General features: G+C 42.6%; 12 protein-coding genes. 5 read left to right on the top strand and 7 right to left on the bottom strand.

The genetic code is table 11. From position 1 onward, the window contains the following. Positions 1–587 precede the first annotated feature (587 nt). Genes AC07YT_RS14090 through AC07YT_RS14080 form a run of 3 tightly spaced genes read right to left on the bottom strand, consistent with a single transcriptional unit; the run spans position 588 to position 4489 of the window. Complete coding sequence (locus AC07YT_RS14090; RefSeq protein WP_086546967.1) at positions 588–2537, bottom strand: OmpA family protein; 1950 nt, start codon at positions 2535–2537, stop codon at positions 588–590. A 27-nt stretch (positions 2538–2564) separates the two neighbouring features. Beyond that, a complete protein-coding gene (locus AC07YT_RS14085) occupies positions 2565–3491 on the bottom strand; it encodes a PorP/SprF family type IX secretion system membrane protein (protein WP_494945374.1) in 927 nt (308 codons plus the stop codon). After that, positions 3461–4489: a hypothetical protein gene (locus AC07YT_RS14080; RefSeq protein WP_086546965.1), complete on the bottom strand. Its 1029-nt coding sequence runs from the start codon at positions 4487–4489 to the stop codon at positions 3461–3463. Before AC07YT_RS14080 ends, AC07YT_RS14085 begins: the two co-directional genes overlap by 31 nt. Before the next feature lie 206 nt (positions 4490–4695). On the opposite strand from AC07YT_RS14080, the gene AC07YT_RS14075 reads away from it, so the two are divergent. Further along, positions 4696–6888 (top strand): catalase, encoded by a 2193-nt coding sequence (locus AC07YT_RS14075; RefSeq protein WP_086546964.1) that lies wholly within the window; start codon positions 4696–4698, stop codon positions 6886–6888. Positions 6889–7031: 143 nt separating this feature from the next. Here AC07YT_RS14075 and AC07YT_RS14070 read toward each other — a convergent pair whose 3' ends face one another. Continuing rightward, the gene (locus tag AC07YT_RS14070; RefSeq protein ID WP_086546963.1) at positions 7032–7538 is read right to left on the bottom strand and encodes an ankyrin repeat domain-containing protein; all 507 of its coding nucleotides are present in this window, start codon (positions 7536–7538) and stop codon (positions 7032–7034) included. A gap of 183 nt (positions 7539–7721) precedes the next feature. Here AC07YT_RS14070 and AC07YT_RS14065 point away from each other — a divergent pair, with 183 nt between their 5' ends. The 3 genes from AC07YT_RS14065 to AC07YT_RS14055 all read left to right on the top strand — a co-directional run bounded on the left by AC07YT_RS14065 (position 7722) and on the right by AC07YT_RS14055 (position 10900). Continuing rightward, positions 7722–8597, top strand: a complete 876-nt coding sequence (locus AC07YT_RS14065; RefSeq protein WP_086546962.1) for an alpha/beta fold hydrolase — start codon at positions 7722–7724, stop codon at positions 8595–8597. A 185-nt stretch (positions 8598–8782) separates the two neighbouring features. After that, positions 8783–9640, top strand: a complete 858-nt coding sequence (locus tag AC07YT_RS14060; protein WP_086546961.1) for an AraC family transcriptional regulator — start codon at positions 8783–8785, stop codon at positions 9638–9640. A 78-nt stretch (positions 9641–9718) separates the two neighbouring features. After that, positions 9719–10900, top strand: a complete 1182-nt coding sequence (locus AC07YT_RS14055) for an FAD-dependent oxidoreductase (protein WP_086546960.1) — start codon at positions 9719–9721, stop codon at positions 10898–10900. 110 nt (positions 10901–11010) lie between these two features. Here AC07YT_RS14055 and AC07YT_RS14050 read toward each other — a convergent pair whose 3' ends face one another. The 3 genes from AC07YT_RS14050 to AC07YT_RS14040 all read right to left on the bottom strand — a co-directional run bounded on the left by AC07YT_RS14050 (position 11011) and on the right by AC07YT_RS14040 (position 15196). Continuing rightward, the gene (locus AC07YT_RS14050) at positions 11011–11286 is read right to left on the bottom strand and encodes a hypothetical protein (protein WP_086546959.1); all 276 of its coding nucleotides are present in this window, start codon (positions 11284–11286) and stop codon (positions 11011–11013) included. Between the two features lie 105 nt (positions 11287–11391). After that, complete coding sequence (locus AC07YT_RS14045) at positions 11392–12150, bottom strand: LytR/AlgR family response regulator transcription factor (RefSeq protein WP_086546958.1); 759 nt, start codon at positions 12148–12150, stop codon at positions 11392–11394. Beyond that, positions 12128–15196 (bottom strand): ligand-binding sensor domain-containing protein, encoded by a 3069-nt coding sequence (locus AC07YT_RS14040; RefSeq protein ID WP_086546957.1) that lies wholly within the window; start codon positions 15194–15196, stop codon positions 12128–12130. Before AC07YT_RS14040 ends, AC07YT_RS14045 begins: the two co-directional genes overlap by 23 nt. Before the next feature lie 422 nt (positions 15197–15618). Between AC07YT_RS14040 and AC07YT_RS14035 the strand changes: the two genes are divergently transcribed. Then, entirely contained in the window at positions 15619–15852 is a 234-nt protein-coding gene (locus tag AC07YT_RS14035; RefSeq protein WP_086546956.1) for a hypothetical protein, read from the top strand. The last annotated feature ends 59 nt before the right edge of the window (positions 15853–15911 follow it).

Raw genomic sequence — 15911 nt, 5'->3', positions numbered from 1 at the left:
TACAATGTATTCATTATTACATTGATGTAAAAGAAAAAAGACTGCGCAAACGTTTGATCGTAGGCGTTTGCAGTAGTGGAGATTGGATGATTTTTACAAAAGGATCCCATCTTCAGTACGATTTTGGTTACTGTTGGTCGCGATTGCAGGCTAAATGGAATGTGGATGGGCAAAAGATGACTCTGTTATTTTAGAAAGCGTACCGCCAGCTTTTTCAGGCCCCTATCGGGCCAGGGCAGTTTAAATTTTAGCGCAGTCCACCTTTAACATCAGGAAATAAAGTTGTTATTTTCAAGGGCGAATAGGTCACCAAACTTTATAATAAGGCATATCCTTACAGCAGCAAGTTTGATTAAGAAATCTGTAAGTTTTTATCACAAAAAATGGGCTGGTTTTTGGCCAGCCCAGCGCGGATTTAATGGTCTCATCCTTTAGTTGAAACGATGCAGTTTAGTGCAAGATTTCTTTGCTGCAAATTTTTATTTTTTGCCACAGATTAGATGCAATCTGCGAATCTGTGGCTTTTTTAATAATAAATTTCATTCGTTATTAAATCTGTGGACTTTCAGTCCATAATGGTTTAGTGATTAATATTTCACAATCTTAAACTCAGTTCTCCTGTTGGCCTGGTGTTCGGCAATTGAGCAGGCCACGCCGTTTTTACAGCGGTTAAGTAACTGCGTTTCGCCATAACCTTTCGCTTTCATCCGGCTACGGGCAATGCCGCGGCTCACCAGGTAATTAACGGCTGATTGTGCCCTGCGCTGTGAAAGGACTATGTTGTAACTGTCAGAACCTCTGCTATCTGTATGCGATCCCATTTCAATTTCGAGCGTGGGATTATCCCTCATGATGCGGACGGTTTCGTCGAGTATTTTGGCGGCATCAGGCCTGATATTGTATTTATCAAAATTATAATGGATATTCTTGATTTCTATTTTTGTGCCCACTACAAAGAGTGGTTTCAGGTATAAATTAACTTCCAGGGTATCAGATTTGGTAAGACCGACAGTGCTTAGCCTTGCAGAATCACTATAGTATTTAACTTTTTGACCGAGTACCATATAATCTGTATTCTTGCTGAGTTCAAAAAAGTATTTGGCAGAATCAGCGGTTAGCTGTTTACCAACTACCCTGCGGTCGCCCGCCATCAGTGTGATATTGGTGAGCGGGAGCAAGGCGCCTGTGCTCTTGTCGAAAGTTTTGCCTTTCAAGGCCAGTATAATCTTTGGTTTTTCAATCAGGAAGCTGTAAATATCGTCGCCACCTTTTCCGCCTTTTCTATTCGAGGATAAATATCCGATTCCCAGATCAGCAGTTGGCAGGCTCATGTTTACAAAGGCAAAATCATCAGCTGCCGAATTGATCGGATAACGTAGATTAAATGGTTTTGTCCAGTTGTCCCTACTTCCTTTTGCGCCGAAAACATCCAAGCCACCCATGCCTGGTAAACCATCGCTCGAGAAATAAAGTGTACTATCTGCTCCCATTTCAGGAAACATTTCGTTTCCTTCGGAATTGATTGCCCTGCCGGCATTTTGTGGTTTACTCCAGGTGTTATCACTTAGCAGGGTACTAAACCAGATATCCGTTCCCCCAACACTTCCCGGCATATCGGAAGTGAAATAAAGTGTCTGCTCATCTTTGCTTAAACAGGCATGGCCCAATGAATATTGTTTTACATTATTATAAAGGAACGGTTGTGCTGTCCAATTGCCGTTATTTGCCGTGTAGATATAGAGTTCGATATTATTTGTTCTAAACTTTGTTTTCCCCTTTAATTCTATTTCTGCATCCTTTTTTCCAACGTATGTTCGGGAAACAAAAAGCATATTGCCTGCTTTATTACTGATTACGGGGCCTACATGGTAATCGGCATCATTGTAAACCGATTTGTCGACAAGGGGGAAACTTAAAGTGCCACTGGCTGTTCTATCTGCAGTATAAATCCGTAAAAAAGGATTTCCAGTCCGGCCATATACACTTTTAAAAACGCCTGCATCCGGCTCTCCGGTATAAAATACGGTATAGGCAAATGGAAATACACCAAATTCGGAAAGCGATGTATTGACCGCAGATTCGTTATGCATTAAATGAGCCGTAGGTTTAGCCAGCCAAAGCTGTGCAGAATCGCAGCCCAATAAGTCGTTAGCTACTTTTTTGGTGTCGCCGGTTTTGGAGGCATAGGTTTCGAAAACTTTTTTAGCCTCGATATAACGGAGGTTTGATTTCAGTACCGAACCATATGTTAACAGATGTTCGGCTTTGCTTTCCGGATAGGCGATGAGGCGCGAAAACCAGTTTTCTGCAGCCTCGTAATCGTTTATCTTGTAATAACTGTAAGCTAACTTTTCTACATCACCTATCTGGGGATCTTTTACATCTACAAGTTTAAGGTACATGGGGATAGCCTGGGCGTAATCATAGTTTTCATATTTTTGTTTAGCCCGATCTCTAAAGGATAACTGTTCCTGACCATAACTGATGTTATAAAAGCTGATGGTTATTAAAAGGTACAGCAAATATTTAATATTCATAATGGATTAATCTAGATGGTAATTGAATTAGAAAAAACGTGGACTCAGTAAGCGCTCAGACCGGTGTGGGAAGGTAAGCCCGATCGATATTTCGTGAGAACCGCTCTGCACATTGCTGAGGCCATTAATGGTATAATCATAAGAATAACCTAACCTCAGCCGGTCTGTAACATAAAACTGGGCAATGCCCGAAATGGAATTGGCATCGCTTAAATTTTGCCCGTTTCTGTACGTTTTATCCCATATGTTTATGCCTGTGCGGTATCCTGCACCCACCCAAAGTTTATCTCCGAATACGAACATGGCATTAAGATCCAGGCTGCTTGGCCCTTTAAAATCTTCTTTCCAAAGTAAACTTGGCCTTAACTTTACATCCCGTGATAATTCGAAAAGGGTGCCGGTAATAAAATAATAATGGCGTTTGCGCTTGATGTTTTGTTGTGTAGCGGTATCCCATTTGAAAATATCATTTGACTGGTCGCCGGAAAACATATCCATGATCGACGCCCCGATATAATAGTTTGGCGAACTGTAATAAACGCCAAAGCGCGCATCGGGCACATAACTGCTTACGGTTCCGGTAGGTATTGTAACATCGTCTTGCTCAACAGGATGCAAGGAGGCGCCATCAATAACATAATTGGTAACACCTGCAGCTAAACCGAAACTCAAACGTTGGGTATCGTCTCTATCTAAACGTATCCTGTAGGCATAATTGAGGTAAATTGAGTTTGCCCTCTGCGCGCCCAACTTATCTGCCGTAACCTGTAAACCCACACCAATGTTCTTTTTAAAACTTTCTGTAACGCCATCCAAAGAAATTTGCCCCGTTTGGGGGGCGCCACTTAATCCTGTCCACTGTGTACGTAATGCAAGCTGAGCAAAGAATTCTTCCTTATAGCCTGCATAGGCCGGGTTAACACTTAATGAATTGTGTAATTTTTCGTAATGTATTGATGTAATGCCTTGGGGCTTTGAGTTGTGATAATGCCGGCCTCCACTTGTAAGTGAATAAAGATCGCGAGTTGTCTTACGGTAAAGCTTACTTTAAAACTGCTGTCTAAAATACCACCAGCACTCAGGTCTTCGGCGATGGTATCAATTGATTTGAGGTAGCTGATCTCGCTTTCAATATACCTCAGCAGTGATTCATCAATATCGGGCAAATTCCTGCTGTATGGTAGGCTTATGGTTTTAAAAACCTGCCCGATTAGCTTTTTAAAGAAATGGAGTAATCTATATTGCTCGCTAATGTTTTCGCACTTTTGAAGTTCATGATTAAAATGGCTGCAGCAGGAATGATAAAAAGATGGATGATTGAAATTTAAGGCGCTGAGCAGTAGGATAATTCCCGGCATTTCTAAAGGGGGCACAAATTTCTTTAATGCGATTTGAAGTGATTCGAAAAAATCACGCAGATATCCGGCCTGTTCGAAAGTGAAACGGCCTGCAGCACTATTTAAGTGCTCAAAGATATGCGTAAAAACTTCGATGGCTTCCAAATCGGCATGCAGCTCTTCAAGGTTTGTAAAGATCTGGGTAGAATTTTCTGCAATATTTAATAATACTTGCTTTTGGTAAATAAGTGGAACAGGACTGTGATAATCAAAATAATATGGGAAATAATGCTGAAGATCCAAAACCATCTGGTTGAGCAGATTGATTAGGCTATTAATTTCTTCCGTTTTGTTTTCATGACTGGCATCAGGCGAATCATGCATCATGGTTTCCAGCTCCTCCATTAACTGAATCAAGCCTTTTTGATGTTGTGTTAGATATGCCTTTGATCTGTCAGGGGCTATTTGTGTGATGTGGTGCTGAATGGCATTGAATATTCGTTTACTTTCCTTTACGATTTCGTCTTGCAGTTCCTTGTGCGGACGCTGATATACTGTTCCTGCCCTAAGGGCATCTAAAATTATTTCCCTGAAGTTTACAAGTTCATATACCATTGCTTAGTAGCCAATTGCTTAATTCTAGGGTTTTTATTTTCACTTTTTTGTGTTGGCGTGGTAAGACGAACCGTTAACGTGGTGAAACTTAATTTTAGCGGGTGTTTTTTAATTAGTGCCGCTTTTTGTGTTTTCCTTTTTTTAGTATCAGATAAACAAAACTATTGTTCAGCATATTGGGTTGTATAGGCATAATGTAAGGTATTATGGCTAAGAAAACATCTGAAAAGAAAAATGCACCTGCTCGTCAGGAAAATGATAAAACCGTTAAATTGGAATCTTTTGTTGCGGATTCCACTGGCGAATTGCTGACCACCAATCATGGTCTTCGGATCAATGATGACCAGAATTCATTAAAAGCAGGAGAAAGAGGAGCAACTTTATTGGAGGATTTTATCCTGCGTGAAAAAATCACTCACTTTGATCATGAGCGCATTCCGGAACGTATTGTGCATGCAAGGGGATCGGCAGCCCATGGTGTATTCAAGGTGTATAAAGATATGTCGGAACTAACCAAAGCTGCATTTCTGCTTGATCCTGAAGTTGAAACACCGGTCTTTGTTAGGTTTTCAACCGTTGCCGGTTCGCGCGGCTCAACTGACCTGGCGCGTGATGTTCGTGGTTTTGCAGTGAAATTTTATACACAGGAGGGAAATTTCGATCTTGTAGGAAATAACATGCCTGTGTTTTTTATCCAGGACGCAATCAAGTTTCCTGATCTGGTACATGCGGTAAAACCCGAGCCCGATAATGAAATGCCCCAGGCCGCCTCAGCACACGATACTTTTTGGGACTTTATTTCTCAAATGCCTGAATCTTCGCACATGATCATGTGGGCGATGAGCGACCGGGCACTTCCGAGGAGTTACCGGATGATGGAAGGCTTTGGGGTTCATACTTTCAGGTTTGTTAATGCCAGTGGCGTATCTAATTTTGTGAAGTTTCACTGGAAACCGCTTTTGGGCGTACATTCCGTTGCTTGGGACGAGGCCCAGAATATCTCCGGTAAGGATCCTGATTTTCATCGCCGGGATCTTTGGGATGCCATTGAGGCTGGTGCTTTTCCGGAGTGGGAGCTGGGCGTACAGATCGTAGCAGAAGAAGATGAGTTTAAATTTGATTTCGATCTTTTGGATCCTACCAAACTGATTCCCGAGGAACTTGTACCCGTACAGCGTATTGGTAAGATGACATTGAACAGAAATCCTGATAACTTTTTTGCCGAAACCGAACAGGTGGCTTTTCACGTTGGCCATGTGGTTCCGGGGATTGATTTTACCAATGATCCGCTATTGCAGGGAAGACTCTTTTCTTATACCGATACCCAGCTGATCCGTTTGGGCGGCCCGAATTTTCACGAAATTCCCATTAACAGACCAGTAGTGCCGGTAAACAATAACCAGCGCGATGGTTATATGCGCCAGACGATCAATAGAGGTAAAACCAGTTATGGACCTAACGCTATTGCAGCCAACGATCCCCAACAGGTAAAAGCTGCTGAAGGGGGATTTGTAAGCCATAACGAACGTATTGATGCTAAAAAGATCAGGGCAAGGAGCAGAAGTTTTTTTGATCACTTTTCGCAGGCACGCTTGTTCTTCAACTCGCAGAGCGAACCGGAAAAGAACCACATTATTGATGCGCTGAGTTTTGAGCTTGGAAAGGTAAAAACCACCGAGATTCGTGAGCGTATGCTTGCGGTACTCGTTCAAATTGATAAAGGACTGGCTACAGCTGTTGCTTATGCGCTTGGTCTGGATATTCCAAAGATCCCGCTGGACGAACTGAACAATAGTATACCAGCTGATGGCGATCCTGCGGACTATGCCTCTTTAAATCCTAAAGGAAGCCTTTCCAAATCGGCTCCTTTGAGTATGGCAGAAACGATTAAGGATACCATTAGCACCAGAAAGATTGCCATACTTGCTGCAGATGGTGTGGATGAAAAATCCCTGTCTGGAGTTAAGGATTTACTCATTGCCAATGGTGCGGTGGTGCACATTATTGCGCCAAAACTTGGGGAGATCACTTCAAAAGGAGATAAAAAGATTAAAGTAGACGAGAGTTTCCTGACAGCAGCATCTGTATTATATGATGCGGTTTATGTTCCAGGTGGAAAAAATGCTGTAGCAGCACTGGAGGCCGAGGCCAATGCCATCCACTTTTTGAATGAGGCTTTTAAACATTGCAAAGCAATTGCAGCAGACGAAGAAGCACTTCAGGTATTGCAATCTACCTATTTCCTTAAAAAGCTCCCGGCAGAATATTCCAGGGAAACCGTTTTGCGGGAGGGTATCATCGTTTCTGCAGATCTTGATCAACTCAGCAAAACCTTTGTAGAGATTATTGCGCTACACCGTTTCTGGGAGCGCGAAAAGCCAAGGAAAATACCTGCATAAGATCAGTACAACATACACCAGTGGAGGCGTAACAGCCTCCACTTCATTTGATATGGATAAGATAGAGATGGGATAACTCTTCCTATTTACTTTTAGTAGTTCGATAACGTAATAGAAGAAGATACTATCAGCAAAAAAACTTACTAAGGCGCTTTTGAGAGATGCGTTGCCCCATTTTGAGATTCTAATAACTGTATGCCCATTTCATTGCCTTGCAAGGCAGCAAAATCAAGGGCACTCTGACCCCGTACATCAAGCATATAACGATCAGCACCATGGTTCAACAGTAATTGAAGTACATCATTTCTGCCGAACATGGCAGCAAACATCAGTGCGGTGCCTCCATTCCCATGCTGGAGGTTAAGCAGCGCGCCGCTCTCAATAAGTAAACTGGCAATATCAATGTAACCTTTAAAGGCTACACCCATCAGTGCCGTGTTTCCGCCAGTATCAGCAGCATTCAGGTCAGCTCCTGCATCTATCAATAACTTTGCAGCCTCCAGTTGTTTATTATAACAGGCAATGATTAATGGGGTATATCCTTTCTCATCGCGATGGTTTAAATCCACACCCCTGCGGATAAGTTCTCTTAATACTTCAACTTCGCCTTGTCTGGCTGCCGGAATAATCAGCTCGTTTATGTTCTCCATGCCTATACAACCATTGCCAGATATAAAAGTTTTAAGACTTAAAATCTAATCAGTTCTTTGTCAGTACAATGATGATGTTTTGTCACAATCCACCCGCTATGTCGTCGCTTTTGCCCGCGGTCAAATCCTGAAATGAGCGCTATCTTTGTATTGTTCATGATTTTCAAACTAATTTAAACTGTTATGAAAAATTTATTCAAAACACAATATCTTCTTAAAACAATACTACTCATTGCAATTATGATGGTGATAGTAGCTCAATCAAATGCACAACAAGGTAAACCCAATGGCAGTGGTTTTGTGCCGGTGAATGGTATCAAAGTTTATTACGAAACCTATGGCCAGGGTAAGCCTGTTATTTTACTGCATGGCGCTTTTATGACGATTGAAGCAAATTGGGGCCAATTAATTCCTCAATTGTCAAAAACAAGAAAAGTAATTGCTATCGAATTGCAAGGGCATGGACACAGCCCGTTTTCGGATAGGAAATTATCGCATGTTACCTTAGCCAGCGATGTGGCAGGGGTAATGGATTACCTTAAAATAGACAGTGCTGATGTAATTGGTTATAGTTTCGGAGGTAGCGTAGCTTACCAGTTTGCCATACAAAGCCCTAAAAGGTTAGGGAAATTGGTGATCATTTCTTCTACTTATAAAAGTGCTGGTTGGATGCCTGAAGTGAATAATGCGTTTAAAAGCATGAAACCTGAACTTTTTATGAACAGTCCGATGCACGTTGCATACGATGCGGTAGCTCCCGACAAAACAAAATGGACAAAGTTCCTGGAGCAGATGATTGCTTTAGCAGGCGAACCATACAACATGGGTGACAACAATATCTCGAAGATTACTTCTCCCGTATTAATAATTGCAGGTGATAATGACGGACTGGATAAAATGGAGTTGATTAAAACATATCAATTACTCGGGGGTGCTATATTTGCTGATTTCGGAGCAATGCCCAAATCACAATTGGCCATAGTCCCTTCGCAGGGGCATGTAAGCCTGATGCAGCAAACGCAAACAATATTCGGTTATTTGGATAGTTTTTTAAAGTAATTTATTTAACGGATTGGGAATTGATTCTTATAAAAATCCTTTCTATTTTCCTGACTTTTAAAATTTAATGTAATTGATTATCTCAAAAATTAGCCTTTTACTGGATTTTGGAAAAAAGAAATTGTATTGGGTGTGTTTTTTAACGCCTGCTGTTAAAATGTCAAATATCTTGGTAATTTTAAGAAGTGAATAAAAAAAGCCTACAAATACCTGTCAATGCACTTCCTCATGGAACCTTCGGTGGAATAATGATCATGCGAGAATTCTTCGACGGCCCGCCCAACTTTGAGGATGTGGAACGGTCGCACCGTGACGGTGGTTATACTTTTATTATTCAGGAAGAAGGTTGCACAGTAATAGAAATTGACTTTCAAACCTACAATATCCAGGCGCCTTCCATCATTTATATTCAACCAGACCAGGTACACCGGCTCATCACATTTGAACATGCTTTGGTCAGCACCATGATTATTACTGAAGAAAATCTCCATCCGCAATATTTAAGCTTGCTACAAAATTTTTATCCAGTTAAACCTTTAACAGTTGATCTTGCAACATTAGTTATTCTTTCGCAAACTGCTGTTTTGTGCCTGGGACTTGCAGAAAAAAAAGCGTATAAACTGTACAACGCTATTTTGCAGGAAAGTTGTAATACATTGGTTGCATTGGTTACCTCTCTCTATCTGGCAAGGTCTGAAGAAACAGACCATCTTAACCGTTACGAAGTTATTAATAAGTCATTTAAAGTGGCATTGGGAGATTATTATAAAAAGATTAAAACGCCATCGGAGTATGCAAAACGCCTGAATATATCTACTTCTTATCTGAATGAGTGTGTTAAAGCCACAACAGGGAAATCTGTTTCTGCTCATATTCAGCAACGTATTGTACTGGAAGCTAAACGCTTACTTTTTCATTCTCTTCTTTCTATAAAGGAGATTGCTGTGGAATTGGGATATGATGATTATTCATATTTCATAAGGCTGTTTGTCAAGTTAGCAGGTTGCACACCTACAGTATTTCGTGAAAGAAACCGCGAATAGTCCTATACTTACCTGTTTCAGCCATTGTTCTGCCTGAACATTCCATGTTTCTTTGTGCGATCAAAAAGAGAACATCTAATGGAAACTTTAAAAGAACATAAATTATTACAAAATAAAAAAATTGCCATTGTTGGTGGTGGGCCTGGGGGCTTAACGCTCGCAAGGCTTTTACAGCTTAAAGGTGCGGATGTTAAAGTATATGAACGAGATCATAGTCAGTCGGCACGTATACAAGGGGCAATTGTTGACCTTCATTTTGAATCCGGCCTAAAGGTGATGGAAGCAGCTGGATTAATGGAGGAATTTAAATCAAATTATATACCGGGCGCTGATAAATTCAGAGTGCTTGATCCAAAAGGAAATATACTTTTGGATGAGGAAAGTTCAGCGGCAAATTTTGGCGACGAAAACTTCAGGCCAGAGATTGGCCGTGGTGCACTTAGGGATATTCTAATAGGGGCGCTGCTACCGGGAACAGTTGTTTGGGATAGTCATTTTTTAAATATGCATCAGGTTAAAGATAAATGGGAACTACATTTCAGGAACGGAAGCTCCGCCACCGCAGACATGATTATAGGCTCGGATGGTTACCGATCACAGATCCGTCCTTATCTAACTGATGTAAAAGCATGCTACTCCGGAGCGATGATTATTCAGGGCGAAATAGAACAACCCGAAAAAGAATGCCCGGAAATTTACGAATTAGTTGATCAGGCTAATTTGATGATTATGGGAGCAGGAGCAACAATTATTGCCCAGCCACGCGGTGATGGCGGATTAACCTTTTACGCAGCATCAATGTATCCGGAAAATTGGGTGAGCACCAGCGGTATTGATTTTAATAAGCCTGAAGTGGTGCGCGCCTATCTAATTACTCATTTTGCAGACTGGAACCCTGTTTTTTTTACGCTATTTGAGGCTTGTAATCATTTTGTTTCAAGGCCACTGAATTACTTTCCTTTAGAACAGCGGTGGGAGACAAAAAGTAACCTTACACTTATTGGTGATGCAGCACACTTGATGCCCCCTAATGGTGAGGGCGTTAATTTAGCTATGCTCGATGCTTTAGATCTTTGCGAATGTTTGACAAGTTTTGAATATAAGGATATAAATGATGCCATTTCAGCGTACGAAAACATCATGTTTGAGCGATCAGCCAGCATTAGCCAGGAGACAATTGACGGGATTAAAGATTTCGCTGCTCCTACTGATGAATCGGTACAGGAATTTGTAAAAATGCTTACACCGGATAGAAGTTGATTCCCTGCCTTTTAATTTGATGAAAATTCCATTTAAAGATAATTTTGAATACCGGAGGCCTATTGAAGATTTAGCAAGATGTTTTACAATTTGTCTTAATGTTAGATGCATTAGCTAAGGTGATTTTCGATTGCCCCAGAGATCTGGTTAATCTCGGCCACACCCAGCGAAATATGATGACCGTCTTCTGTCAGTTTGTAATCAAATGGCGCCAGTTCGCCAGGCTCGATTTCTTCTGCTTTCAGTAAGGTCCAGTCAGATCCCTGTTTTCTTATTGCGCCTAAAATCCCGCCGAAATAAACAATCTTAAAATAATCATCTTTTGGGATAATGGTCAGACTGATCGTTTGATCATCATGTTCGATTTCAATGTTAAATGCTGTCATGATCTCAAAACCCTTGCAAACGGCATTTTGTTTTGCCAAAATATCCGGTCATTACATTATAATCTTCATTAGTGTTGCACAAATTTTCGTTCCTTAACCCCGGCTTTATTTCGTCAATAAGCCGATCCGTCGGAGCAAATGATCTTTTTTTGAGCGCGCAATCCCCAGTTGGTGCCCGTTAGACATGACCAGGCTCGCCCCCTCAGATTTCCTGAACTGGCTGATATGATTGATGTTGATGGTACAGGAGTGATGGATGCGGACGAATAGCGAAGGGGGGAGCACGGTTTCAATTTCACCCAGCGATTTAGAAAGCAAAATGGTCTTGCCATTTGTTAAGTACACCTCTGTATAGGCTCCGTCTGCTTTGCAGTAAAGGATCTCTGCAGGAGCGATAAAATCATATCCGTTCCGGTTAGGTAATGCCAGTTTCTGCTCTTCCGGCGGAAGCTTAAGATTGGCTATTGCATGCTGTACCTGCTGAATATTATTTCCATCTGTTTCAATGGATCTTCCTATACGTTCTACTGCCTGTATAAGTTCCTGTACGTCGATCGGTTTTAACAGGTAATCCAGTGCATTGATCCTTAAGGCCCGAATGGCGAACTGGGCATATGCCGTGGTAAAAATAACCTTGCACTGAAGCGATGGTCCCATGATTTCGAGCATTTCAAATCCGGTCATATCCTGCATCTCAATATCCAGAAATATCACTTGTGGCGAATGTTCACGGATTTTTCTGATTCCATCCAGGCCAGAATGGGCAATGTCGAGCACCTTAATCTCCGGGCAGTATAGCTTTAAATCGTTGTTAAGGACATTAGCGCAATGCGCTTCATCATCAATGATAATGGCGTTGATCATTTCTTTCAGGTTTTAAAAATTTAACTTCGACAATGGTGCCTCTGTTCCCTCCGGGGCGAGGATAGATTGTAATGCTGCTCTGGGTCTCATTCCTGACATTAAATACCCTAAGCCTGTTTTCGATGAGTATAATTCCTTTTGATTCATAGAGATTACTGGTTTTTGACTTCCGGGCATGGGAAGCGGTCAGCCCGATGCCATTATCTTCCACGCGGCAGATGATATTTTGCTGGTCGCTATAAATGCGGATCACAATCTCACCGCCCTGTTCCATAGCCAGGATGCCATGCCATATGGCGTTCTCGATCAGGGGTTGCAGGAAAAGTGGCGGTACCATTATTCGTTTGGGCTCAATACCAGGTTCGGTTAAAAAGCGATAACTGATCTTGTCTCCGAACCTGAGCTTCTCCATATCCAGGTATAAACGGCAGGTGTTGATTTCCTCTTCTAAGGGTATTTCCTGTAGTTCGTTGCCGAGCTGCCCCCTAATTAACCTTGAAAAGGTGGAGAGGTAACTAATGGCCTGTTGATTTGCATTTTCCTGGATCAGTGATTTAATGGAGCTGAGGCAGTTGAAGATGAAGTGAGGATTCATCTGGGCACGCAGGGCCTGCGCCTCCAGTTCAATCATTTCGATCTCCAGTTCATGTTTTTTTTGATCCCGCTGACGGATGCGGGCAATCCTTTGCTTGACAAGCAAATAGGCTGTTGCCGTAAAAAGTATACCCAGCGCAGTTATAAACCACCAGGTTTGATAAAATGGTGGATGGATAATGATGGTCAGTTGTTTATATTCCCTGCTCCATTGTCCGGCAGAATTTGTGGCATTGACCCTGAACTGATAAGTTCCCGGGGATAAATTGGTATAAGTTGCCCGGTTATTTGTTCCAGCATCAATCCACCTGTTTTCTAGCCCAAGCATCATATACCGGTAGTTAAGCTTTCCGGTAATATTATATTCCAGTGCGGCGAAATCGAGTTCCAGAAAATTTTGACGATAAGACAAATCCAGGGTATCAAGGGCATTGATTGCCCGATTAAAGGGGGAGCCAGGTTCGCCGTAATCGGCGGGTTTATTGTTTACCCGAATGCCGGTAAGTACAGTTGGAGGCGCGAAGTTATCATGGGTGATTGCCTCGGGCAGAAATAGGGTATAGCCCTCAGTCCCGCCAAATGCCAGCCTGCCATCGGGCATTTCGAAATAGTGGAACCTGTTAAATTCATCTACCGGAAGTCCATCGGTCATGGTATAGCTTTGGATCCTGGCGTCCTTAAGACCAAATGAAAATATCCCCTTGTTGGTACTACACCACAGTCTGCCTTTTTTTGCCTGGATGGCATAAATAGTATTGTTAGGCAGGCTGTCGTCTGTGCTATAGAGCCTGAATTTTTTACGCGCGAGATCCATTCTAATCAACCCGTCGCCCTTAGTACCCACCCATAGTATGCCTGGTTTTATAGGATCCCTGATCAGCATGGTAAATTCTGCTCCGGGCAGCATCTTTCCATAGGATATATTGACTTTTGTGCGAAGGTCAAACCGGAAAAAGCCGTTCGAAGTCGTAATGTAGAAAATATCTTCTCCCTCCATGAGCAGGCTATAAATCTCATATATCTCTTTCATGCCCGAAAGGGGGATCTGCGATACCGTGGTGGCCAGGCGCTTCACGGTGTCCAGGCGGATCAGGTGGAGTTTATCATCCACTGCCCAAAGCTGACCTTTGCTACTTACTGCCATTGCGCTCAGGTTGCGGTGATTAGTGCTGATCGTATCGGCATAACGCCATTTGTCACTGATCAGGTGGCCTTGTTGATAATAACAGAGGTTGGGGGCTGGAAGCTCATCGGCGCCTGCAATTGACATCCATATTTTTCCCTGCTTATCCCTGACCGAACGGAATAGGTAAGGCGTTCTTGCAGTAGCCAGCGGACTGTTTTGTATCTCCTTTAACGGGACATTCAGTTCACGGTGAAGCATATCGAGGAAAAAGTTTGTGGTATAGGTTTTAGCCGGCATGCGGGGAAGCCGGAGGTCGAACTGTCGGAGGTTGTAGCCATTTGTTCCGATCCAGAGTACCTCCGAACGGTCAATCAGCATATTCCTTGCCACCTCGTCCGGAGCGCTGTAGATGGGCTTGGGGATCAGTCTGCTATCAGTAGTCAGCATAAATACAGTCTGATTGCTGCCAAACCAAATGTTTCCTTGTTTATCTATGGCCAGAGAAGGCTGCACATAAGATTTTGACTCGGCCAGGTGCAGTATGCTAAAGCTTCGGCTGGCTTTTTTATAGATGATTACCCTTCCCTTATCAAGGATAACCACATCTCCGTTTTTTCTGATTATTGGCGAGGTATCCTTCCAGGGCCTGCTGGGGTCGAATAGGTTTGGATTCTTAAAAGTGAACGGAATGGTGCTCAGTATTTTTCCTGCGGTATTGAGTGTGACGATTGCCGAGTCGGTGCTGAGCACAATCCTGCCTGCAGATGTGGCTATTCCGGTAATGTGTTTTTTGCCCAAGCCCAGCCTGGAAGGTGAATAAAAATGAAGTTTCTTGATTTGCAGATCGGCAACAAAGATGCCGCCGGTATCACAGATCATCCAATAAATATTTTTTTTAGGGGATACGATGGCATTGATGTTTTTGATATTCGAAAAAGTAGGCCTGAACACAGGATCATCAGAAAAATGGTACAGGTGTTCTGTGCGGGCATTGAGCACGTCCAGCGCACCGTTTTCATACTGGATCCATAACTGATCCTGATTATCGAGGTAAAGGGTAGCTATGATGTTAGAGGCCAGGCTCTTTGGGTTATTCACGCTATGGCGGAAAACCTTGAACCTGCGGCCATCATACCTGGCAAGTCCTTCGCGGGTAGCTGTCCAGATAAAGCCTGCCCGGTCCTGAACAATACCGCTCACAAAGGACTGCGGTAATCCATCTGCAGAAGTGAGCCGGCGTTTCTCAAGGAGAACGGATTGTGCGCAAACTGACAGAATAGCCAGTAGCATAAGGCCGGCGAAGTACGGGATAGGGCGTAGAGACATTTTATGCTAAAATATTGGATTTTCGTCAGATTCGGAATTAAGTGATCAAATATAGCACCACGGAGTCAGATTCCACGAAGTCTCAGTTCCTGGAATTTCCAACGGTTAACCAGCATTGCTGTTTATTGGGCTAAAGATTACCAACTGTTAACTGGCACAGATACGCATGGAGGGGATTTGTAAATTTATGTCTCTGAAAGCACCGGCCCAATATTCGGCATGTTTGCTTCAGAAATTTATTTCCTGAACGACTGGCCGGCTGTTGCTGATACCTCCGGGTATTAAAGCCGGAAGCCTGATGGAAATATTAAAATGGAAAGTCTATCCTAATATATGTATTCAAAAAAAATGCTGCACCATGCCGGAAGTACCGGTCATGGCGTTGGCGCGGAGACCATCCATATAGGGTGGGTTTTATACTTATGATGCGCCTTGGTAAAATATCGGCCATAAACCGCTATTCGGGTCTGGCAACTATCACCGATGTGAACGATCAGGAAATAGATTTATGGATTGCAGATTCACCTTTTGAATTGTACATCAACTGCGATGTCTGGTTTGAAATCGTGCTTTCCGCAACGGGCCTTAAGGTAGTCGGTCTCAGATCGTTTTCTTTAATACCTTCGGTAATCTTCGATGAACGTTGTGTGATGTGATTTTAGCTTCATTTGGATACTTTCCGATGAAAGAAGGTTTAATTCATTGTTGTGATAAG

This window comes from Pedobacter sp. GW460-11-11-14-TSB4, from assembly GCF_059423705.1.
The sequence above is the reverse complement of the archived record's forward strand: the minus strand, read 5'-3'. Positions and strand labels throughout refer to the sequence as shown.